The sequence below is a fragment of the Micromonospora sp. NPDC004704 genome, from assembly GCF_053601675.1.
In genome coordinates, this window is the sequence record NZ_JBSGCD010000046.1 from 1 (window position 1) to 21,911 (window position 21,911).

Annotated in this window: 15 protein-coding genes; 6 read left to right on the forward strand and 9 right to left on the reverse strand. The window is 71.1% G+C overall.

Features of this window, described 5'->3' with window-relative positions; genetic code table 11:
* Positions 1–264 precede the first annotated feature (264 nt).
* From ACWEFB_RS34535 to ACWEFB_RS34545, 3 genes are all read right to left on the reverse strand, one after another.
* Entirely contained in the window at positions 265–3,339 is a 3,075-nt protein-coding gene (locus ACWEFB_RS34535; RefSeq protein ID WP_452292247.1) for a hypothetical protein, read from the reverse strand.
* Between the two features lie 76 nt (positions 3,340–3,415).
* Complete coding sequence (locus ACWEFB_RS34540; protein ID WP_326561061.1) at positions 3,416–4,366, reverse strand: LLM class F420-dependent oxidoreductase; 951 nt, start codon at positions 4,364–4,366, stop codon at positions 3,416–3,418.
* Position 4,367: 1 nt separating this feature from the next.
* The gene (locus ACWEFB_RS34545) at positions 4,368–5,153 is read right to left on the reverse strand and encodes an ABC transporter ATP-binding protein (RefSeq protein ID WP_326561060.1); all 786 of its coding nucleotides are present in this window, start codon (positions 5,151–5,153) and stop codon (positions 4,368–4,370) included.
* 270 nt (positions 5,154–5,423) lie between these two features.
* On the opposite strand from ACWEFB_RS34545, the gene ACWEFB_RS34550 reads away from it, so the two are divergent.
* Both ACWEFB_RS34550 and ACWEFB_RS34555 read left to right on the forward strand, forming a co-directional pair.
* Positions 5,424–6,464 carry an ABC transporter substrate-binding protein gene (locus ACWEFB_RS34550; protein ID WP_326561059.1) on the forward strand — a complete coding sequence of 347 codons (1,041 nt, stop codon included), beginning with the start codon at positions 5,424–5,426 and terminating at the stop codon, positions 6,462–6,464.
* A gap of 225 nt (positions 6,465–6,689) precedes the next feature.
* Complete coding sequence (locus ACWEFB_RS34555) at positions 6,690–7,517, forward strand: ABC transporter permease subunit (RefSeq protein WP_442792137.1); 828 nt, start codon at positions 6,690–6,692, stop codon at positions 7,515–7,517.
* A 158-nt stretch (positions 7,518–7,675) separates the two neighbouring features.
* On the opposite strand, the gene ACWEFB_RS34560 is transcribed toward ACWEFB_RS34555, so the two are convergent.
* Positions 7,676–8,863, reverse strand: a complete 1,188-nt coding sequence (locus ACWEFB_RS34560; protein WP_326561057.1) for an ABC transporter substrate-binding protein — start codon at positions 8,861–8,863, stop codon at positions 7,676–7,678.
* A gap of 479 nt (positions 8,864–9,342) precedes the next feature.
* Here ACWEFB_RS34560 and ACWEFB_RS34565 point away from each other — a divergent pair, with 479 nt between their 5' ends.
* The 4 genes from ACWEFB_RS34565 to ACWEFB_RS34580 all read left to right on the forward strand — a co-directional run bounded on the left by ACWEFB_RS34565 (position 9,343) and on the right by ACWEFB_RS34580 (position 13,967).
* Complete coding sequence (locus tag ACWEFB_RS34565) at positions 9,343–12,519, forward strand: nitrate- and nitrite sensing domain-containing protein (RefSeq protein WP_452292250.1); 3,177 nt, start codon at positions 9,343–9,345, stop codon at positions 12,517–12,519.
* Entirely contained in the window at positions 12,516–12,926 is a 411-nt protein-coding gene (locus ACWEFB_RS34570) for a roadblock/LC7 domain-containing protein (protein WP_326561055.1), read from the forward strand. The genes ACWEFB_RS34565 and ACWEFB_RS34570 overlap by 4 nt, the downstream gene beginning before the upstream one ends.
* 65 nt (positions 12,927–12,991) lie before the next feature.
* Positions 12,992–13,363 (forward strand): DUF742 domain-containing protein, encoded by a 372-nt coding sequence (locus ACWEFB_RS34575; protein ID WP_326561054.1) that lies wholly within the window; start codon positions 12,992–12,994, stop codon positions 13,361–13,363.
* On the forward strand, positions 13,344–13,967 hold the full coding sequence (locus ACWEFB_RS34580; RefSeq protein ID WP_326561053.1) for a GTP-binding protein: 624 nt from the start codon (positions 13,344–13,346) through the stop codon (positions 13,965–13,967). Before ACWEFB_RS34575 ends, ACWEFB_RS34580 begins: the two co-directional genes overlap by 20 nt.
* Before the next feature lie 251 nt (positions 13,968–14,218).
* Here the strand turns inward: ACWEFB_RS34580 and ACWEFB_RS34585 are convergent, their stop codons facing one another.
* Genes ACWEFB_RS34585 through ACWEFB_RS34605 form a run of 5 tightly spaced genes read right to left on the reverse strand, consistent with a single transcriptional unit; the run spans position 14,219 to position 21,909 of the window.
* On the reverse strand, positions 14,219–15,307 hold the full coding sequence (locus tag ACWEFB_RS34585; protein ID WP_326561052.1) for a uroporphyrinogen-III synthase: 1,089 nt from the start codon (positions 15,305–15,307) through the stop codon (positions 14,219–14,221).
* Positions 15,307–15,663, reverse strand: a complete 357-nt coding sequence (gene nirD / locus ACWEFB_RS34590) for a nitrite reductase small subunit NirD (protein ID WP_326561051.1) — start codon at positions 15,661–15,663, stop codon at positions 15,307–15,309. Before nirD ends, ACWEFB_RS34585 begins: the two co-directional genes overlap by 1 nt.
* Positions 15,660–18,233, reverse strand: coding sequence for a nitrite reductase large subunit NirB (nirB, locus tag ACWEFB_RS34595; RefSeq protein ID WP_452292254.1), 2,574 nt, complete (start codon positions 18,231–18,233; stop codon positions 15,660–15,662). Before nirB ends, nirD begins: the two co-directional genes overlap by 4 nt.
* Complete coding sequence (locus ACWEFB_RS34600) at positions 18,230–19,684, reverse strand: FAD-dependent oxidoreductase (protein ID WP_452292256.1); 1,455 nt, start codon at positions 19,682–19,684, stop codon at positions 18,230–18,232. Before ACWEFB_RS34600 ends, nirB begins: the two co-directional genes overlap by 4 nt.
* On the reverse strand, positions 19,681–21,909 hold the full coding sequence (locus tag ACWEFB_RS34605; protein ID WP_452292258.1) for a molybdopterin oxidoreductase family protein: 2,229 nt from the start codon (positions 21,907–21,909) through the stop codon (positions 19,681–19,683). The genes ACWEFB_RS34600 and ACWEFB_RS34605 overlap by 4 nt, the downstream gene beginning before the upstream one ends.
* Between the last annotated feature and the right edge of the window lie 2 nt (positions 21,910–21,911).

The following is a 21,911-nucleotide window of genomic DNA, read 5'->3' on the forward strand; positions in this document are numbered from 1 at the left end:
ATGACATATGTGGTGTCTGGATTTCAGACGTGTGATCATTCGGTTCGGGCCCGCCGTGCCCGGCGAGGGCCGTCACGCTTGATCCCCTCGCCGGTCACGGCGGGCCCAACCCCGTTCCGTTCCGCCCTCCCTCCCCTCACCGGCCGGGCTCGGTCGGGCGGGGATGCTGTGGTTGATCATGAAGTTAGCGACGTAATCCGAGCGGATCGCGTCGCTAACTTCATGATCAACGGGGTTTGTGAGGGATCAACGGGGTTGTGAGGGTTAGTCGGCGTGGTGGCGGCCGGAGGAGCGGAGGGTGCGGCGGGGGGTGTCGGGGGAGGGCGGTTCGGCGGGGGAGGGGGCACCCAGGCCGCTGACCCAGTCGACGTACTCCTCGTCGGTGGCGGACACCGGGCGTTCGGCGCGGCCACGGCCGCGTTGTGCCGGCGGTTCCGGTGCGGTGCCACCGGTGTCGGTGCCGGCGGTCGACTCGGAGTCGGGCTTGGACTCGGATGACCGGTTGCGGCGGAACAGGCCGCGACGGGGGCGGGCCGCCTTCTGCTCGGTTTTTCCTCCGGCCGTCTGCCCAGCCTTCTCTTCGGCCGGTTGCTCGGCCTTCACGGCCTTCTCTTCGGCCTCTTGCTCGGCCTTCTTCTCGGACTGTCGCTCGGTTGGGTTGTTGTCCCACGGGAGTGGCGACTTGGTCGCGCCCAGGTCGGTGCCGGTGCCCGGTGGGGTGCGATCCGGTGACGGCTCGGTGGGTTCGGGGCGGGTGGTGGAGGAGGAGGCGCTGGGAGAGGTGACGGTGGGAGAAAAGCTGGGGAAGCTGGTGGCGGGAGAAAAGCTGGGGAAGCTGGTGGCGGGAGAAAAGCTGGGGAAGCTGGTGGCGGGGGAAGTGCTGGGGAAGCTGGTGGTGGGGGAAGTGCTGGGGAAGCTGGTGGTGGGGGAGACGCTGGGGGAGGTGGTGGCCGCTGGTGTCGGTTGCGATGTCGATCCGCCGAGTCGGAAGGGGGTCTTCCGTACCGGTTCGGGGGGCGTCGACGGGTCGTTGGCCGTGACCGGCTCGGGAGCAGCGTAGGGCTTGCTGGTGGCTATCGGCTCGGGGGCCACGTACGGCTTGCTGGTGGCCACCGGTTCGGGAGCCTTGAAGAGCGGTTCGGGCGGGGCGACGGGCTGACGGCTCTCCGTACGCGGAAGGTCCTGGTCGTGAGCGGTGTCGCGGCTGGAACGACCGGTGGGTTCCGGAGCGGGAGCGGGGGTTTCCGTCCGGCCTGCGGCGGCGAAGGCGTCCCAGCCGCTGTCGGTACGTTCCTCGAACGGCTTGTGCCGATCAGCCGAGGACGGCCAGAAGTCGGCGGTGGACATGGTGGCGAGCGTCGGATCGGCCCATTCGGGCTCAGGTCGGCGGCTCGGCGGCTCGGGTGTCGTCCCGAGAGGGTCCGATTTCGGCGACCCGAGCGGGTCGGACTTCGGTGTTCCGAGTGGGTCGGGCTTCGGCGTCCCGAGCGGGTCCGAGGTGGGCGACAGTAGCGAGTCCGGGGTGGGTGACAGCAACGCGTCCGATGCCGGCGAGCGCGGGGCCGGCACGGGTGCCGGGGCCGGGAGAGGCGTGACTGCCGCGGGGCTCACCGGGCGGACCGGATCTGCGGTCGCCCGGCTTCCGGCGCCGGACGTCGGAGCTGCTGGAATCGTTGTCGCTGCCGGCGGTGCTGCCGCCGGTGGGGCGGGCGTGAGCGGCGGTGGCAGCGAGGGGGAGGCCGCGGCCGAGGGTCGGAACGACGGTGCGGGGGTTACCGACGACGGGAACTGCGTCGCGGCTGTCGGTGCTGCCGGGATCGGCGGCGCAGGGGTCGCCGAGGCGGCAGGAGATGGCAAAAGGTCGGAATCGCCAGGGTCCGTGGATTCCGACCGGATGGTCGTTTCGAACCTGGTTGGCGATGCCGGTTTGCTGGCTGGTTCGGGCTCGTTCACCGGCTCCGGCTTGTACATCAGCTCTGACTCGTCCACCGGCTCCGGCTTGTACAACGGCTCCGCCTTGCTCGCGGCGTAGTCGGCCGAGGTGGGGGCGAGGAAGGCGGTGGCGGGGCTGCTGTGTCGCGGGTAATCGGTCTCGCGTGACCGGCGCGGACTCGGGATGGTGGGCTCGGACACCTGGTCGGAGGACGTGTCGCCGGACCGGGCGCTGGACCACAGCTCGGTCGGGTGGTCCTTCCACGTCTGCGTCGAGCCGCCTGCGGACGAGTCGGTGGAGAGGTCGTCCTTCCACGTCTGGGTCGAGCCGCCCGCCGCCGAGGCGGTGGAGAGGTCGCTGTTCCACGGCCGCGTCGGGTCGCCCGCCGCGGAGTCGGTGGAGAGGTGGTCCGGGCGGGGCTCGGTGGGCCGGTCGGTCCACTGGTCCGTCGAGCGGCTGGTCCAGGTCTCGGTCGGGCTCTCCGCCACGGGCTCCGGGGTGCGTACCCGCTGGAGGATCTCGGTCGGTTGCAGCGGGGTCGCTGTTGCCGTCTCCGAGGTCAGCGGCCAGCGCATCACGGCGGCGAGCACCGAACCGAGCGCACCGGCCGCGACCGCGATCAGCGCACCCCAGTACGGCGCGGCCTGGTACTTGTCGGCCGAGTCACCCGGTCCGGCAGCGAGGTAGGACAGGGCGAGCATCGCCGGACCGACCGCCCCGGTACTGGCGACCACCACCGTCGAGTGGCCCCGGAGCCGGGCCAGGACGCCGGTGAGGGCCCCGGCCACCAGCGCCAGCGCCGGCATCGTCACGACCGCCAGCCGCTGCGTACTGCCGGCGCTCAGCCAGGCCGGGTCGGGTACTCCGAGTCGTACGGCGGGTAGCGGGTCGGTCGGGCCGAGCGACGGCATCACCGAGATCAGTGCCAACACCCAGATGCCGGCGGTGATGACGGCGACGTTCCAGCTCACCGGCGACTGGTGCAGTGCCGCCACCGCCGCCGCGAACCCGACCAGCGCGCCGAGGCCGGCGACCAGGCCGGCGGCGAGTACCGGGTCCACCGACGCGACCTGCGCGGCTCGCGCCGGTTGCATGGACAGCGGCGCCACGGCGCCGGCACCGAGCGCGGCGGCGCCGGCGAGTGCGAGCCGGGTGCCGAGGGTGGGGTGGTAGTCGTACCGCCGGGCCAGTCGATCCGCGATCACCGCACCGACGACCGCGGCCACCATTGTGAACCAACTCACCCAGGCGAGCTGGGCGGTCCACTGACTGGCCGCGGTCGTGTCGAAGGTACGGGCGAAGCGCACGATCCCGAAGCCGTACGCGAAGCCGAGCTGGCCCGCTCCGGCTAGTACGCCGACGCCGAGGGCGACGAGCAGCACCCTGCCCCAGGTCCGAAAGGCCATGCGGGGCAGGTTACGGCCCGTCGGGTTGGATCGCCACCCTGACGCCAGCGCGTCGGGTCTTACTTCGGCTGCCTCGTCATCGGGTGCCGCCCACCTGCGGCAGCACCTCGGCGGCGATGAGTTCCAGGTGGTCGAGGTCGGTGAGGTCGGTCAGCCGCAGGTGCACCCTGCCTGCACCGATCTCGGCGAACTCCCCGATCCGCTCGACCAGCTGGGCCGGCGAGCCGATTACCGGGTCCTCCGGCGGGAGTGCGCTCTTCTCGTGCAGCGGTGCCGCCCGGCGCTGGGCCTCGGCCTCGTTCCGGCCGATCGCCACGACGATGCCGGTGGAGAGCACCAGCGGGTCCAGCCCGTTCGCTGCCCGGTCCACCTTGTCGCAGGCGTTGAGCACCCGCTCGTACGCCTCGGCCGTCTCCTTGACCGACTTGAACGGCATGTTGAACTCGTGCGCGTACCGGGCGGCCAGTGCCGGGGTGCGCTTCAGGCCCTTGCCGCCGACGATGATCGGCGGGCCGGGGACCTGGATCGGCTTGGGCAGGGCGGGTGCGTCGACGAGCTGGTAGTACTCGCCCTGGTGGTTGAACCGTTCGTCGAGCGGCGTACGCCACAGGCCGGTCACCACGGCGAGCTGTTCGGCCAGGCGGCTGAACCGTTCGCCGACCGGCGGGAACGGGATGCCGTACGAGAGGTGTTCCCGCTCGTACCAGCCGGCGCCGATGCCGAGGTCGACCCGGCCGCCGCTCATCTGGTCGACCTGGGCGACGATCACCGCGAGCGGCCCGGGCAGCCGGAACGTGGACGAGGTGACGAGGGTGCCGAGCCTGATCCGGGAGGTTTCCCGGGCGAGACCGGCCAGGGTGATCCAGGCGTCGGTGGGGCCGGGCAGTCCGGGGTCGGCGCCCATCGACTGGTAGTGGTCGGCGCGCAGCCAGCCCTCGAACCCGCCGTCCTCGGCGAGTCGGACCATCCGGAGTTGGTCGTCGTAGGTGGCGCCGCGATGCGGCTCGGTGAAGATGGAAACTCGCACGTTATCGACCTCTCGCCCCGGCGCCAGCCGGGGAATCGCGCTCCATCAGTAGTTCGTGCAGATCGGCACTGCAACGGGCCACCTCTTCGAGGTGGGCGTTGCGGCCCAGGGTGCGCGGCCGGGGAATGTTGATGTCGACCACCTTGCGGATACGGCCGGGGCGGGGACTCAGCACGACCACCCGGTCGGCCAGCAGTACGGCCTCGTCGATCGAGTGGGTGACGAAGACGATGGTGGCGGCGTTCTCCATGTGCACCCGCTGCAACTCCACCGACAGCTCCTCGCGGGTGAGGGCGTCGAGGGCGGAGAACGGCTCGTCCATCAGCATCACCCGCGGATTGCCGACCAGTGATCGGCAGAGCGATACCCGTTGCTGCATCCCGCCGGAGAGTTCGTGTGGCAGCCGCTTCTCGAAGCCGCCCAGACCGGCCATTTCCAGCAGTTCCATGGCGCGGGCCCGGTGGCTCGCGCGGCGCCAACCGAAGATCTCGACCGGCAGAAGTACGTTGTCGAGCACCGTCCGCCACGGCAGTAGGGCGGGGCGCTGGAAGAGCATGGCGATGTCGCGCCGGGTTTTGGTGACCCGTTCGCCCGCGACGGTGATTTCGCCCTCGGTTGTCGGCAGCAAGCCGGCGATAAGTCGGAGCAAAGTGGACTTTCCGCACCCGGAGCGTCCGAGAATTGCGACAAATTCGCCCTCGGCGACGTCCAAGTCGATGCCGCGCAACGCTTCCACGGTGCCCGATCGCCCGGTGAAGGTACGGGACACCCCCGCGAGTCGGATCATCCGGCAGGCTCCCCATCCAACGTAGGCAGGTCAACAGCCCGGACAGGTTATCCGGATTGTCGGCGAACGGACACCCCGGGGGGCGATACCAGTTTGTTTCCGTTCCGCAACATGACACGCCTGGCGGGGCAAAGGTGGGGTTCTCGTACGCTGTGCCCGCGAAGTTTCCTTAACCACGGCACGGCGCCCACCCCCCGGCCCCGAGCCGCTCCGCCCCAAACGGCCCCCTCCGGACGGTCGAAAGCCGCCGGTCGAAAGGAAATGGTGTTCATGAACAGGCTCACCCGTACGCTCGCCATCGCTGCCCTGGCCAGCACATTGGCCATCGCGACCGGCTGCAGCGGTTCGGACGGTTCCGACGCAGCCAGCGGTGGCGGTGACACCAAGACGCTGGAGAAGGTCACGTACCTGACCTCGTTCGCCAACTTCGGTCGGGACGCGTACGCGTACGTCGCCAAGGACAAGGGCTACTTCAAGGAGGCCGGGTTCGACGTCGACATCAAGCCGGGCAGCGGCACCCTGAACAACCTCAAGGCGGTCGCCACCGGCACCGCGATGTTCACCCCGCTCGACCTCACCGGCATCCTGCAGGCGCGGGGCACCGGTAGCGCCGAGGCCAAGGACGTCACCGTGGTCGCGGGCATCCAGCAGCGCACCATGGCCGCGATCATTACGCTCGACGGCAACAACATCACCACCCCGAAGGATCTCGAGGGCAAGACGCTCGTCGACAGCCCCAGCTCCGTCGTGCGCAACCTGTTCCCGACGTACGCCAAGCTGGCCGGCGTCGACGCGACCAAGGTCACTTGGCGCGACGGTGACCCGGCGGGCCTGATCGGTCTGCTGGCCGGTGGCGCGGCGCAGGGCATCGGTCAGTTCGTGGTGGGCAAGCCCACCGTCGAGGCGGCGGCGAAGGGCAAGAAGGCCGTCGTGCTGCCGTACAGCGACGTGATGACCGACCTCTACGGCAACGTTCTGGTCACCTCGACCAAGATCGCCAAGGAGGACCCGGACAAGGTCAAGCGCTTCACCGCCGCGCTGATCAAGGGGCTCGTCGCGAGCATCGACAACCCCAAGGAGGCCGGCGAGATCCTGAACAAGAACGTGCCGACCGCCCTCGCCGCGCCGGCTGCCGCCGAGTGCGAGCTGATGGCCGCGTTCGTCCGTTCCGCCGGTACGGGTGCCGCGGTTGGCACGATCGACATCGACCGGGTCGCCCGGAGCATCGCGATCCTGCAGGGTGCCGGCGCGATCCCGCCGGGTCTGACCCCCGAGCAGCTCATCGACGTCAACCTGACGCCGAAGGCCTGATCGTTCCAGCGTCACGGGGGGTACACCCGCCGGTCACACCGGCGGGTGTACCCCCCGCTTTCGTTCCGGCGACAGCCGGATCGGAGGTAGGGCCGGCGACAGCCGGACCGGACGTAGCGCCGGTGATGGCCGGACCCTACGTAGCGCCGGCCGGTGGCCGGACCGAATGAGGAGCCGGCCGACCGCCGGACCGAATGAGGAGTGTGAGACCAAGAAATGGCCGAGTTGACCGAGGTTCGACCCAGGGTGCCCACGGCCGTGAGCCGGGAGCGTCGGGTCGGTGGGTCGGTGGCGCGGGTGGCCATCTGGCCGGTGGTCGGGATCGTGGTCACGGTCGCCGTGTGGTGGCTCTCCACGGACGTGTTCTCGCTGGTTCACCCGGCGGTGCTGCCGCCGCCGGTCGAGGTGCTGGACGCGTTCACCGCCAAGCCGAGCCTGCTGTTCGAGGGGCTGCTGGAGACCACCCTGGAGACCCTGATCGGCTTCCTGATCTCGACCGTGGCCGGGATCCTGATCGGGCTCGCGCTGGCCGCCTCGCAGACCCTGGAGCGGATGTTCTCCCCGCTGCTGGTCGGCATCAACGCGATCCCGAAGGTGACGATCGCGCCGCTGCTGGTCTTCGCCTTCGGCTGGGGACAGCAGCCGATTCTGATCATGGTGTTCCTGCTCTGCTTCTTCCCGATCGTCCTCGCCACGACGGCCGGGCTGACCGCCACCCCGTCCGACCTGGTCGAGCTGGCCCGTTCCCTGAACGCCTCGCGGCTGCAGGCGTTCCGCAAGGTACGGATGCCGGCCGCGCTGCCGCAGATCTTCGTCGGGCTGAAGGTCGCCATGCCGCTGGCCGCGATCGGCGCGGTGATCGGCGAGTTCCAGGCCGGTGCGGGCAAGGGCCTGGGTACGCAGATCATCCAGTTCGGCGGCCAGGGTGACAGTGCCACCGCGTGGGTGGCGATCCTGCTGATCGGCATCATGAGCATCGTGCTCTACTACGCCCTGGTCCTGATCGAGTACCTGACGTTGCCGTGGGTACGGGAGACCACCTCGGCCCGGTGAGCTTCGTGCCGCCGGCAGGTCTGCCTCGCGGTGCCACCGACGTCACGGCGGATCCCGGCTCGACCGGGTTCCGCCGTCGGTGCCGACGACGGCGGCCACGTACCAACCCTTCCGGGCCGGTACGTGGCCGCCGTAGCGCCGTACGGTGGTGCTGCGGGTCAGCTCGCCAGACGCCAGCGACCGCCGCGCGCCACGAGCATGCTCAGGGCCTGCGGCATGAGGCCGGAGTGGTTGTCCGGAGTCATCCGGATCGGGCCGCTCAGACCGTCGATCTGGGAGGTCTCCAGCACGTCGCGCAGCCCGTCGCGGTTGACGCTCTCGCTGGTGCTCCCGGCACGGACGGCCGCGTCGGTGATGAGTTGCAGCGCGTCGGCGGCGAACGAGGAGCTGCCGTAGTAGCCGCCGAACCGGGCGGTGTAGTCCCGGAACCACTGCTTGCGGGCCGCCTTTGCGGGCGTCGTCGCGATGACGTCGTCGATCACCATGGTCTGGCTGAACACCATTGTGGTGTTCTCCGCGGCCTGCCCGCCCGCGCCTTCCAGGAACAGGTCACCGGCCGCACCGGCGTCGAAGAAGAGCTGGCCCTGGTAATTGTCCGCCCGTGCCTGGGTGGCGGCCAGGACCGATTGTTCGGCGTTGGTCCATACGATGATCGCGTCTGCCTCAGCTTCGATCATCGCGGTGACCGGGCCGGTGAAGTCGGTGTCGGTCGGTTTGATCGGCTGGGGTGGGGCGGTCTTCAGCTTTGTCTTGCCCAGTTCGTACGCCAGCGCGCTCTGCCCGTCACGGCCGTACGCGTCATCGGTGTAGAGCACACCGACCTTTTTGATTGCCGGCCGGAGCTTCAGTTCGGAGACCAGGGCGGAAGCGCTGTCGGCCGCGTTCGGTGCCAGTTTGAACACATAGCGTCGGTCGGCGACCGGGGTGGCCACGTTGTTCGCCGCGGCCAGGGCGATGGTCGGGATCTTCTTCTCGTTGATGGGCTTTGCCGCGGCGACCGCACACGCGTCGCAGCTGCCCATGATGATGGCGCTGACCTTGGGATCGGCGGCGAACTCACCGATGTTGCGCAGCGATTCGTTCGGGTCGGAGCGGTTGTCCTTGACCGTCAGGGAGAGCGTCCGGCCACCGAGTACACCAGACTCGTTGATCTGCTCGACCTTGAGTTCCAGGGCGCGCTTGTACGCCTCGCCGACCGGCGCCGACGCACCGGAAAGTTCCAGGTCGGCGCGGACGACGATCTCGCCGGTGTCCTGCTGTTCGCTGCTGAACTGGCAGCCGGTGAGCGACGTGGCCAGAATGGCCGAGGCGAGCACCGTGAGTGTCGCGGAGCGGATGGGCGTCAACTCAGTCCTCCATGTGCGCGGCTAGGGCGGGGTGCCCGGTCACCGGCGACGAATTCCGTCCTCAGTAGAGAGACGGGGGTGGTCTGTCGTACGGTGTGCGCGAAGCCTTCGAACCTGGAAAACCTTGCCAATGGCGAGCGCCCGGGTCAAGCGGGCGTAGTCGAGCATGTTTCAGGACGGCGATCCTACATTCGGGACGCCGATCCCACATGCTGGCGGCGACCGGTGTTTGCAGGCGTTAACTTTCCAGAAGCGTACGACCACTCTGACGATATTTGCCCAGTTCAGGGGCACGTGAATAGAAGGGTTTCGGTGAGCAGAGTAGTGGTTCAGTCCCGTCCGACCGATTCCTGCCGCACCGCCGCTTCCCAAATCGGCCTGCTTCTGATGAAATCGCGGCCGTGCCGCGTGCGGCCCCATCCGTGGCAGCAGGCACCGGAGGGGTGGCCACGCGTGGGAGAAACGACGGAGGCGATGTCGTGAGCACCGGACCTACGACCCTGCCCGAAAACGGCCCGCCGGAGCACGGGGCACGGCGCCGCTGGCTGCCCCGACTTCGGGACACCAGGATTCGGTCCAAACTGGCGCTCATCCTGGTGGTGCCGGTGGCAGCGGTTCTCGCGCTGGCCACGGTCCGGTTGGTCGACGTCGGGCAGACCGCCTACGACGCGAACATGATCCGGTCCTTGACCGCGCTCTCGATCGACGTGTCGGCGCTCACCCAGGATCTGCACAAGGAACGGATGGCCGCGGCCACCTACCTCGCCGATCCGGCCGCGAACGCGGACACGTACAACCTGGCTGTCCGGCGTACGGACGAGCGGATCACCGCGTACGGCGACGAGCGCAACTCGATCGGCAACGTGCCCGAATCGATGCAGAGCCGGATCGAGAAGATCGACGACCACCTGGCGACCCTGAACAACACCCGCCAGGAGGTTCTCGACCGCAAGCAGATGCTGGTTGTCGAGGCGGTGCTGCGCTACGGCGTGATCCTCACCGACCTCGGCGACTACGGCGAAACCCTCGGTGAACTCTCCGGTGAGGGCCGGGTGGCGGACAGCCTCCGTGCCGTCGCCGCGTTCGCCCGAGCCAAGGCGGGCGCCGCCGAGGAACAGGCGGTGGGCTTCACCGCGCTGCGGTCGGCCCGGCTCGACGAGGAGCAGTACTCCTCGTTCGTGGCCACCCAGACCAGCCAGCAGGAGGCCCTGGCCTCGTTCGAACTGGCCGCCTCGGCGAGCCAGAACGAACTGGTGGACAAGACCTACAGCGGTGACGCTGTGACGCTGGCCGAACGGGCCGCCTCCGACGTCGCCCGTGCGGTCGGGCAGCCGACCAACGCCGCCTTCGCCAGGAGCACCTCGGAGGCGATCGGCGCGGTCATCGACCTGATGCGGTGGGCGGAAGTCCAGCTCGAGGTCGAGTTGCTCGCCCAGGCCGACCAGGCCCAGTCGGACGTGATCCAGCAGGCCGTGATCGAGTCGATCGTGGTGTTGATCACGCTGATCGTCGCCATCGCGCTCGCCGTCATCCTGGCCCGGTCACTGAACGCCTCGCTACGCCGGTTGCGTGAGGGCGCTCTGTCGGTGGCCAACCACGACCTCCCGGACGCGGTCGCCCGGCTGCAGAACGTCGGCAGCATCGGCGACGGCGGCGTGGAGGAGATCGTCCGCCAGGTCCGGGACCCGATCCGACTGAACAACAAGGACGAGATCGGCCAGGTCGCGCTCGCCTTCAACGTCGTACACCGGGAAGCGGTCCGGGTCGCGGCCGAGCAGGCCGCCCTGCGGACCAGCGTCTCCGCGATGTTCCTCAACCTGGCCCGTCGAAGCCAGGCGCTGGTCGACCGCATGATCGGCGAGCTCGACATGATCGAGCGCGGCGAGGAGGACCCGAAGCGGTTGGCCCAGCTCTTCGAGCTGGACCACCTGGCCACCCGAATGCGCCGCAACGACGAGAACCTGCTGGTCCTCGCCGGTGCGGACTCCACCGCCCCGCGCCGCGACGACGCTCTGCTGGTCGACGCGCTGCGGGCAGCCCAGTCCGAGGTCGAGGCCTACAACCGGATCGAGTTCGGCACGGTCGACACCGACATCTCGGTGGCCGCGCACGCCGTCAACGACGTCGTCCGCCTGGTCGCCGAACTGCTCGACAACGCGACCCGGTTCTCCTCGCCGAACACGGTCGTGGTCGCCGACGCCCGGCGGATCCGTGACTACGTACTGATCCAGGTCGAGGACCGTGGCCTGGGCCTGAGCGAGGAACAGCTCGACGCGCTCAACCGTCGGTTGGCGGCTCCGCCGACCGTGGACGTGGCCGCGTTCCGACTGATGGGTCTGGCCGTGGTGAGCCGGCTCGCCTCCCGGTACGGCATCCGGGTGGAACTGCGCCGCAACGTCGAGGGCGGCACGGTGGCCCAGGTCACCCTGCCCAGCGAGACCGTGGTGCTGCCGCAGTTGCGCGGTCGCGAGCCACTGGCCACCCGGCCCCGGCAGCCGCTCGCGGTCGAGCCGGGTCCGGCGGCCGCGCTGCCGGCCGGTCCGAGCTGGTCGGAACCGATGACGCCGGTCGGTGCCGGCCGTACCTCCGCCGCCACCCTGACCGACCAGTGGCGTACCACCCCGCCGGTACAGCCGCAGCCGATGCAGTGGCAGACCGCCGACGTACGGGACACCACGACGCCGGTCGGCGCCACCGCCGCGCCGGTGACCCACCAGTTGGCCGCGCAGCCGACGGCCGCGCATCCACTGGTCACCCCGCCCCCGCCCGCCACGCACCCCACCCTGACCGCGCCGGTCGACAGCTACGCGGGCACGCCGACGATGGCCTACCCGACGGTTCGTTCGCTGCCGCAGCGCACCGTCGGTGCCGGGGTGGCTCCCACCCCCGCGCCGGCCGCTCCGACGGCGGCACCGTCGGCCGGACTGCCGTCCGGACCGGTGGCCGGTATGACCCCCACACCACCGCCGGCACCGCCGGTCGCTCCGGCGCCCGCACCCCGGGCACCGGAACAGCCGGGCGAGGCGCCGATCTTCCGGGAGATGGAAGCGGTCTGGTTCCGTTCCCACGGACAGGATTCGACGGCCATCTTCAACGTTCCGCCGGGGGGTTACCAGACACCTCCCGCTCCCCGCACCGTCCCGGCACCACGAGCGGCCGAGCCGGCCGCGCAACGGGCCAGCCTGGCGGAGAGCGTCGCCGCCCGGGGCCGGGCCACCCTGCCGGCCCGTACTCCCGGCCAGACCACGTCGACCGGTTACACCCCGCCGCAGGCGCCGGCCGTACCGGCCGCGCCGGTCCGGGCACCGGAACCGGTGGCGGCGCCGGTCGCCGCACCGGTGGCCGCACCGGTCTCCCCGCCGGCAGGCACCGGTACGGAGGCCTGGCGGACGGCTGCGGACGAGGGCTGGGCCCGGGCCACCCGGGCGGCCGAGCCGGCCGCGTCGGGTACCACCCGCTCGGGTCTGCCCAAGCGGGTGCCGCAGGCACAACTCGTGCCCGGCGGCGTCGAGACCAAGCCCGGTCAGGCACCGAGCCGTCGAACTCCGGACGAGGTACGGGGACTGCTGTCCGCCTATCACCGCGGTGTGCAACGCGGCCGTACGGCCGGCAGTGAGCAGAACGGCACGACATCAACCAAGGAGACGAGCCGATGAACAGGCCAGCAGCGATGCAGGACATGGGTTGGCTGCTCAGCAACTTCGCCGACAGCGTGGCGGGGATCGCGCACGTGGTGGCCGTCTCGGCCGACGGGCTGCTCCTCGCCTCCTCACGCGACCTGCCGCAGGACCGCGCCGACCAGCTCGCCGCGATCACCTCCGGTGTGGTCAGTCTGACCGACGGTGCTTCCCGGATGTTCAGTGCCGGCGGAGTGCTGCAGACCGTCATCGAGATGGACAGCGGTTACCTGTTCCTCATGTCGATCAGTGACGGGTCGTCGATGGCCGTACTGGCTGCCCGGAGTTGCGATGTCGGCCAGGTGGGCTACGAGATGGCGCTCCTGGTCGAACGGGTGGGTGCCGCGCTGGTGCCGTTGCCGCGTGAGGCGGTCGCCCGCCCCTAGCACGGTTTTGCCCAAGGACGGATGTCGGTGGTGCCGCGACCTGATCGAAAGGAGGTGACCGCAGGATGGACTACCCCCCGCGCCGTGAGGACCCGCGAGGTGCGTTGGTTCGGCCGTACGCGGTCACCCGCGGCCGTACCGAACCTCGCCAGGACATCGCCCTTGAGGCGGTACTCACGGCGACTCCGGCGGCGGTTGCGGAGTCCCGGTTCGCCGGGCACGACAAGCACCGCATCGCCACTGTCTGCGAGGGCCGGGCGCAGTCGCTGGCGGAGATCGCCGCGTACACCCGGCTTCCGTTGGGTGTCGCCCGAGTGCTGGTCGCCGACATGGTGGCGGACAGCTTGCTGACGCTGCACACTGCCGCTCCCCCGGAAGCGTACGAGGAGCGGATGGAACTGCTTGAGAGGGTGCTAAGTGGACTTCGCAGGCTATGACCCCGTCGGGGCACGCCGCAACCGGGGGATCACCTCCGCGAAGATTGTGGTTGCGGGCGGCTTCGGGGTGGGCAAGACGACGCTTGTCGGCGCGGTCTCGGAGATCACTCCGCTGACCACCGAGGCGGTGATGACAGCGGCCGGTGTCGGCATCGACGATCCGTCGAAGGTGCCGGGCAAGGAGACCACCACGGTCGCCATGGACTTCGGTCGTATCACCATGGCCCAGGACCTGATTCTCTATTTGTTCGGGACGCCGGGGCAGACCCGGTTCTGGTTCATGTGGGACGAGATCATCCGGGGTGCGGTGGGTGCGGCCGTGCTGGTCGACACCCGGCGGATCACGGACGCGTTCGCCCCGCTCGACTATTTCGAAAACCGGCAACTGCCATACGTGGTTGCGTTGAACCGTTTCGACGGAGCACCGCAGTACGCGCCGGAGGAGGTGCGGGAGGCCCTGGCCATCGCCCCGCACGTACCGCTGGTGATGACCGACGCCCGGCACCGGGATTCGGTCAAGCAGGTGCTGGTGACCGTCGTGGAGCACGCGATGGCGACCCTGCAGGCGCAGCACGGCCGGGGTTTTCCCACCCCGGTCGGCTGACCCTCGGTTCACCAGCCGGCCGGGGGCCGTGCGGTCGGTCGACCGGACGGAACCCCGGTCGGCGGCGGCTGCTCCGGCTCCCGGGCGGGGATCCTCCGGGCTCGGAGGAACCAACGTCGCGTCGACGGGGCTTCCGTCAGCGCGCCCGCCGGCAATTCCGGTCGCCGCATTCACGCGCGACCATTCCCCATGGTCCTACGGCCATGGGGAAAGAGCGTTCGACGGTCGATTCCGCCGAACGGAAAAATTGATCAGTCGACCGGTAGCCGGTAGCCGCGCTTGACGACGGTCTGCACCACGCCCGGCGTACGCAGGGCGGCCCGGAGCCGGGCCACGGCCATCTCCACCGCGTGTTCGTCGGCCCCGCGCGGAAGCGTACGCAGCAGGTCGGCGCGGGAGAGCACCCGGCCCGGAGTGGCGGCGAGTGCCCGGAGCACCGCCATCGGTGCCGGCGCCAGCGGGCGCAGTTCACCGTCGACCACTGCCGCGTGGCCACGCAGGGTGAGCAGGTGCCCGGCGACCTTGACGTTGACCGCCCGTCGGGGAAGTTCGTCGACGATGCTGCGGACCAGGGCGCCGAGGCGGGCCCTGGCCGGGGCGAGCACCGGTACGCCGTGCCGGCGCAGCGGTGCGGCGGTGACCGGCCCGACGCAGGCGGCCAGTACGTCCGCACGGAACGCCTCCAGTACGGCGTCGCCACCGGTGCCGGCCGCGCGCAGCAGCGCCCCGACGGCCGGGGCTGAGGTGAAGGTGACCGCGTCGACCAGCCGCCCGGTGATCAGGTCGACCAGTCGGTGCAGCGGGGCCGGATCGGTCGGCGGAGCCCAGCGGTAGACCGGTACCTCGATCACGGTGGCTCCGGCGTCCTCCAGGGCGCTGGTGCATTCCGGCTGCCGCTCGCCGTGCAGTTGCATCGCGACCACCCGGCCGGCGACACCCCGCTCCCGCAGGTGGTCGACCACCTCGTCGCAGCTCTCCGAGTGCGGCGACCACTCGTCGTGCAGGCCGGCGGCCCGGATCGCGCCCCGCGCCTTCGGCCCACGGGCGACGATGTACGCCTCGGAGAGGACCGAGCGCAGCGGTTCGGCCAGCCCCCAGCCCTCGGCGGCCTCCAGCCAGCCCCGCATGCCGATGCCGGTGTTCGCCATCACCACGTCGGGCGGGTTGTCCAGGCAGGCGCGGGTGGCGGCGCGCAGCTCGGAGTCGTCGGCCAGTGGGACGATCCGTAGCGCCGGTGCGAGCACCACCCGGGCGCCCCGGCGTTCCAGTAGTGCGGCGAGTTCGTCGCGGCGCCGGTCGGCGGTCACGCCGATGGTGAATCCGGCCAGTTCGTCGGACATCAGGGCTCCTGCCGGGTGCCGACCTCGATGACGTTGTCCCGGCAGCGGATGCGGTAGGTCGGCACCGCCACCCCGGGGTCGTCGAGGCACCGGCCGGTGCGGAGGTCGTACACCTGCTTGTGCAGGGGGGAGGCGACGGTCGGGGTGGCGCCCCGGCTGCCGACGATGCCGCGCGACATCACGTACGCGCCGCCGATCGGGTCCCGGTTGCCGATCGCGAAGAGCTGCCCGTCGTGGGTCCGGAAGACGGCCACCTGCTCGTCATCGACCAGCGCGGCGACACCCCGCTCCGGCTCCACCCGTGGGTACGGGCAGACCGGTGTCCACCGCTGTCCAGCGGCACCGTCCAGGCTCATCGGCGTACTCCCTCGTTCGTGGTAGGTCGGCCGGCGCCGTTCGTGGTCGGCAGGCCGAGGGCGACCGGCCGGCGTTCGGTCGTCGCCGGGACCGGTTGGCCCCGCTCCACCGTGAAACTGATCGACGGGTCGGGGGTGTCCGGCGCGTTGACGAACGAGGTGAACCGGCGCAGCCGTTCCGGGTCGTCGAGGGTTTCCCGCCACTCGTCGGCGTAGTCGGCGACGTGCCGGGACATCGCCGCGTCGAGCTCCGCGCAGAGCCCGAGACTGTCGTCGACGATGACCGCCCGGAGGTGGTCGAGGCCGCCGTCCATCGCCTCCAGCCAGCCCGCGGTGCGCTGCAACCGGTCGGCCGTACGGATGTAGAACATCAGGTAGCGGTCGAGGTAGCGGACCAGTTCCTCGGTGGACAGGTCGGTGGCGAACAGTTCGGCGTGCCGGGGCCGGAAGCCGCCGTTCCCGCCGAGGTAGAGGTTCCAGCCCTGGTCGGTGGCGATGATGCCGAAGTCCTTGCTCCGCGCTTCGGCGCACTCGCGGGCGCACCCGGAGACCGCCGACTTGAGCTTGTGCGGTGCGCGCAGCCCCCGGTAGCGCAGCTCCAGGGCGATCGCCAGGCCGACGGAGTCCTGTACGCCGTACCGGCACCAGGTGGAGCCGACGCAGGACTTGACCGTACGCAGAGCCTTGCCGTACGCGTGACCGGACTCGAACCCGGCGTCGACCAGCCGCCGCCAGATCCGGGGCAACTGCTCGACCCTCGCCCCGAAGAGGTCGATCCGCTGACCGCCGGTGATCTTCGTGTAGAGGTTGAAGTCGCGGGCCACCTCGCCGATGACGATCAGCTTCTCCGGGGTGATCTCGCCGCCGGGGATCCGGGGCACGACCGAGTACGTCCCGTCCCGCTGGATGTTGGCCAGGAAGTGGTCGTTGGTGTCCTGGAGCGCGGCCTGCTCACCGTCGAGCACGTACCCGTTGCCGAGCGAGGCGAGGATCGAGGCGACCACCGGTTTGCAGATGTCGCAGCCCCGGCCGCGCCCGTACTCGGCGACGAGCTGGGAGAACGTGCGGATCCCGCGTACCCGGACCAGGTCGAACAGTTCCTGCCGGCTCTGGTCGAAGTGCTCGCAGATCGCCTTGGACAGCCGTACCCCGGAGACGGCGAGCAGTTGCTTGAGCATCGGTACGCAGGAACCGCAGCTCGTGCCGGCCCGGGTGCACGCCTTCAGGTCCGGTACGTCGGTGCAGCCGTCCGCGATCGCGGCGACGATCTGGTCCTTGGTCACCGCGTTGCAGGAGCAGACCTGCGCGCCACCGGGCAGCGCGGCGATCCCGGCACCCGCACCGCCGCCCTCGCCCGCCGGGGCGAGCAGGGTCAGCGGGGGACCGGGCAGTGGGCCGCCGACGCTGGCCCGCAGGGTCGGGTACGCGGACGCGTCGCCGACCAGCACCCCGCCGAGCAGTGTTTTGGCGTCGTCGGAGAGGACCAGCTTGGCGTAGCTGCGGGTGGCCGGGTCGGTCCAGGTCACGTCCAGACTGCCGGGGGTGGTGCCGTGGGCGTCACCGAACGAGGCGACGTCCACCCCGAGCAGTTTGAGCTTGGTGGCGGTGTCGGCGCCGGGGAAGGTCGCGGTACCGCCGAGCAGCCGGTCGGCGACCACCTCGGCCATCGCGTAACCGGGCGCGACCAGGCCGTAGCAGGTGCCGCCGAGCGCGGCGCACTCGCCGATCGCCCAGATCCGTTCGTCGCCGGTCCGGCAGGTCTCGTCGACCTCGACACCGCCCCTGGGACCGAGGGCCAGTCCGGCGGCCCGGGCCAGCTCGTCGCGGGGGCGGATGCCGGCGGCGACCACCACCAGGTCGGTGGCGACGGTGTTGCCGTCGCCGAGGACGAGTCCGGTCACCGCGCCGTCCGGTCCCGGTCGCATCGCGGTGGTGGCCGTGCCGAGGTGCAGGACGACGCCGAGGTCCTCGACGTAGCGGCGGAGCATCGCGCCACCGGCCTCGTCGACCTGGACCGGCATCAGCCGGGGGGCGAACTCCACCAGGTGGGTGTCGAGTCCGAGCAGGCGCAGCGCGTTGGCCGCCTCTAGGCCGAGCAGGCCGCCACCGATCACCGTCCCGGTCCGCCGGCCTAACGAGTAGTCCCGGATCGCGTCCAGGTCGTCCAGGGTGCGGTAGACGAAGACCCCGGCCCGCAGCCCGGCGGTGTTGTCCGGACCGGCGGCGCCGTCGATCGGCGGCACGAACGGGTACGAGCCGGTCGCCAGCACCAGGGCGTCGTACGGGTACTCGCCGGTGGCGGTGCGTACCAGCCGCCGGTCCCGGTCGATGCCGAGCACGGGTTCGTCCAGCCGGTGCTCGACGCCGTCGTCCGGGGTGTGCAGGCTCAGCTCCTCGGCGCTCACCCCGTCCAGGTACGCCGAGAGCCGGACCCGGTCGTACGCCGGTCGGCTCTCCTCGCCGAGTACGGTGACCTGCCAGCGGGCGCCGGTGTCACGGGTGCGCAGTGCTTCGACGAAGCGTTGGCCGACCATGCCGTTGCCGACCACGACGAGCTTGTTGCGGTTCATCCGGACACCTCCGCGGAGTCGGCTGTGGACAACCAGTGGACGATTCCCTCGACGGCGTCGCGGCAGCTCCCGCAGCCGGTGGTGGCTCGGGTCGCGGTGACCACCTCGGCGACCGACCGGGCGCCCGCGCGCCAGCAGCGCACCAGGGCGCCCTTGGGGACGGTGTTGCACTGGCAGACGGTGGCGGCGTCCGGCATCAGCGCGGGGGACTCGACCGGAGTGCCGGACCGGTCGCCGACGGCGCGGCCGAGCAGCAGCGCGCGGCGGTCGCTCGGCACCGGGGTGCCCCGGTCGAAGAGCTGGATGACCGTCCCGACGGCGGGATTGTCGCCGAGCATGATCGCTCCGGTGAGCCGTTCGCGCACGATCCGGAGCCGGGCGTACGTGCCCCGGGCCGGGTCGGTGAAGCTCAGCTCCTCGACCGCCGGCTCGGACCCGTCGACCGGGCCCAGGTCACCCATGGCCGCGAGGTCGATCCCGGCCGCCTTGAGCCGGGTCACCGGTGCCTGCGGCCGGTAACGGTCGCCGGCCCGGTCGCCGCTCAGCACTCCGGCCAGCACCCGGGCCTGTGCCCAGGCGGGCGCGACCAGCCCGGTGAGCTGCCCATCGTGCTGTGCGCAGTCGCCGATCGCGAAGATCCGCGGGTCGCTGGTGGCCAGCCGGTCGTCGACCACGACACCCCGCTCGACGGTCAGGCCGGCGGATCGGGCCAGCCCGGTCTCCGGCCGTACGCCGCAGGCCAGGACCAGCAGGTCGGCGGTCAGCCGGTGGCCGGCGGGGAGTTCGAGGGTGACCCGGTCCGCGTCGACGTGCACGGCGGTGGCGGCGGCGTCGAGGTGGCTGATGACGCCGAGCCCGGCCAGGGTCCGGGCCAGCACCGCTCCGGCGGCCGGGTCGAGTTGGCGGTTCATCAGGTGCCCGACCGGGTGGACCACGCGTACGTCGAGCCCGCGCGACGCCAGCCCACGGGCTGCTTCCAGGCCGAGCAGGCCGCCGCCGAGGACCAGGGCGGTCCGCGCGCCGGCGGCGGCGAGGATCCGCCGGCAGTCGTCCAGGGTACGGAAGGCGACCACCCGCTCCGGCAGCCGATCCGGATCAGGTACGAGTCCGGGCAGCGGCGGCACGATGGCCCGGCTGCCGGTGGCGAGCACGAGGTGGTCGTACTCGACGGTGTCGCCCCGGTCGGTGGTGACCGTCGCGGCTACCGGGTCGACGGCGGTGACGGTGACTCCGGGGCGGATGTCGACGCCGTGTCCGGCGGCCTCGGTCAGCTCCACCTGCGTCTCGTCGATCTTGCCCGCGAGCAGGTTCGACAGCATGATCCGGTTGTACGCCCGGTGCGGTTCGGCACCCAGCACCACGATCTTCCGGTCCCCGTCGCGGGCCCGCAGTTCGCTCGCCAGCCGGGATCCGGCCATGCCGTAGCCGACGATGACCACCCGGCCGGTCATGCCCGCTCCACCCGGACCGCGCAGACTTTGAACTCGGGCATCTTCGAGGTCGGGTCGAGGGCGTCGTTGGTGAGCGAGTTGGCCCGCGAGGCCCCGCCCCAGTGGAAGGGGGCGAAGACGGTGTCGGCGCGGATGGTGTCGCTGAGCCGGGCCGGTGCCCGCATCTCACCGCGTCTGCTGTGGACCGTCACCTCGTCCCCGTCGGCCACCCCGAGCCGGCTGGCCAGGTCCGGATGGAGTTCGAGGAACGCGTTCGGCGCCGCCGTACGAAGCGGTCCGATCCGGCGGGTCTGGGCACCGGACTGGTACTGGGCGAGCACCCGCCCGGTGGTCAGGTAGAGCGGATATTCCGGGCAGACCTCCTCGGCCGCCGGCCGGTGCTCGACCGGCAGGAACCGGGCCCGGCCGTCCGGGGTGGGAAAGGTTTCCGCGAACAGTCGGGGGATGCCCGGCCGGTCCTCCGCCGGGCAGGGCCAGAAGACCCCGTCCTCGGCGTCGATCCGGTCCCAGGTGACGCCTGCGTAGTCGGCGATCCCGCCGGCCGAGGCCCGCCGCAGCTCGTCGAAGACCAGGCGCGGATCCTCCGGAAAGCTCGACCCGGCACCGCCGCCGGTCGTCCCGTTGCCGGTCGTCCCGTTGCCGTCCGTCGCGCTGCCGGTCGTCCGGCCGCCGGTCGTCCCGTTGCCGGCCACCCCGTCGCCCACCAGACGGCGGGCCAGTTCGGCGATGACGGACAGGTCGGTGCGGACTCCGGCGGGCGGTGGGCGCAGGGCCCGTCGCCGGAGGATCCGACCCTCCAGATTGGTCATCGTCCCGTCCTCCTCCGCCCACTGCGCGGTCGGCAGGACCACGTCGGCCATGGCCGCGGTCTCGGAGAGGACGAAGTCGGCGACCACCAACAGGTCGAGGTCGGCCAGCCGGCGCTGGATCCGCCCGGCCCGGGGTGCGGAGACGACCGGATTGGAGCCGAAGACCAGCAGGGCCCGGGGACCGGTCGGTGAGCCGATCGAGTCGAGCAGTTCGTAGGCGGACAGACCGGGACCGGGCAGGTCGTCCGGGTGCACGCCCCAGACGCCGGCCACGTGGGCGCGGGCGGCCGGATCGTCGATCCGCCGGTAGCCCGGCAACTGGTCGGCCTTCTGCCCGTGCTCACGACCGCCCTGGCCGTTGCCCTGCCCGGTGAGGCACCCGTACCCGGAACCGGGCCGGCCGGGCAGCCCGAGGGCGAGGGCGAGGTTGATGAAGGCGGTGACCGTGTCGACGCCCTTGGCGTGCTGCTCGGCGCCCCGGGCGGTCAGGATGATCGCGGTGCCGGCGGTGCCGAGCGCGCGGGCCGCCGTCTCCAGGTCCGCCACCGGTACGCCGGAGAGCCGCTCGACCTGCGCCGGCCAGTAACCGGCGACGCTGCGGCGTACGGCGTCGAAGCCGGCGGTGCGGGTCTCGACGTAGTCCCGGTCGACCCACCCCTCGGTGACGGCGATGTGCAGCAGGGCGTTGGCCACCGCGAGATCCGTACCCGGCATCGGTTGCAGGTGCAGGGTGGCCTGGCGGGCGGTGGCGGTCACCCGGGGGTCGATCACGATCAGGTTGCCGCCGCGGGCCTTCTGCTCGACCAGGTAGCGCACCAGCGGTGGCATGGTCTCGGCCACGTTCGCGCCGACCAGCAGCAGGGTGTCCGCCCCGGCCAGGTCGGCCAGCGGAAACGGCAGCCCCCGGTCGATGCCGAAGGCGCGGTTGCCGGCCGCCGCGGCCGAGGACATGCAGAACCGGCCGTTGTAGTCGATGTTCCGGGTACGCAGGGCCACCCGGGCGAACTTGCCCAGCGCGTACGCCTTCTCGTTGGTCAGCCCGCCGCCGCCGAACACGGCGATCGAGTCGGGGCCGTACGCGGTCTGCAGACCGGCGATGGTGCGGGCGACCCGGTCCAGCGCCTCGTCCCAGGTGGCCGGGCGCAGTTGCGCGGTGTGCGGGTCGCGTACGAGTGGGGTGGTCAGCCGGTCGGGGTGGTCGAGCAGTTCGGCCGCGGTCCAGCCCTTCTGGCACAGGCCGCCACGGTTGGTCGGGAACTGCCGGGACCGGACCTCGACCCGTTGCGGTGTGGCGCGAAGTGTCATCCCGCATTGCAGGGCGCAGTACGGGCAGTGCGTGTCGACGTCCGGTGCCGACATGGTGACGCCCGGTGGTGGCGCACCGGAATACGTCCCGTCCCGCGCAAGGTCCGTCATGT

Excerpts from the sequence above, each read along its gene's own strand:
- ACWEFB_RS34535 (WP_452292247.1), bottom strand. The coding sequence starts at position 3,339 with ATGGCCTTTCGGACCTGGGGCAGGGTGCTGCTCGTCGCCCTCGGCGTC.
- ACWEFB_RS34545 (WP_326561060.1), bottom strand. The coding sequence starts at position 5,153 with ATGATCCGACTCGCGGGGGTGTCCCGTACCTTCACCGGGCGATCGGGC.
- ACWEFB_RS34550 (WP_326561059.1), top strand. The coding sequence starts at position 5,424 with ATGAACAGGCTCACCCGTACGCTCGCCATCGCTGCCCTGGCCAGCACA.
- ACWEFB_RS34570 (WP_326561055.1), top strand. The coding sequence starts at position 12,516 with ATGAACAGGCCAGCAGCGATGCAGGACATGGGTTGGCTGCTCAGCAAC.
- ACWEFB_RS34575 (WP_326561054.1), top strand. The coding sequence starts at position 12,992 with ATGGACTACCCCCCGCGCCGTGAGGACCCGCGAGGTGCGTTGGTTCGG.
- ACWEFB_RS34585 (WP_326561052.1), bottom strand. The coding sequence starts at position 15,307 with ATGTCCGACGAACTGGCCGGATTCACCATCGGCGTGACCGCCGACCGG.
- nirD (WP_326561051.1), bottom strand. The coding sequence starts at position 15,663 with ATGAGCCTGGACGGTGCCGCTGGACAGCGGTGGACACCGGTCTGCCCG.
- nirB (WP_452292254.1), bottom strand. The coding sequence starts at position 18,233 with ATGAACCGCAACAAGCTCGTCGTGGTCGGCAACGGCATGGTCGGCCAA.
- ACWEFB_RS34600 (WP_452292256.1), bottom strand. The coding sequence starts at position 19,684 with ATGACCGGCCGGGTGGTCATCGTCGGCTACGGCATGGCCGGATCCCGG.
- ACWEFB_RS34605 (WP_452292258.1), bottom strand. The coding sequence starts at position 21,909 with ATGACGGACCTTGCGCGGGACGGGACGTATTCCGGTGCGCCACCACCG.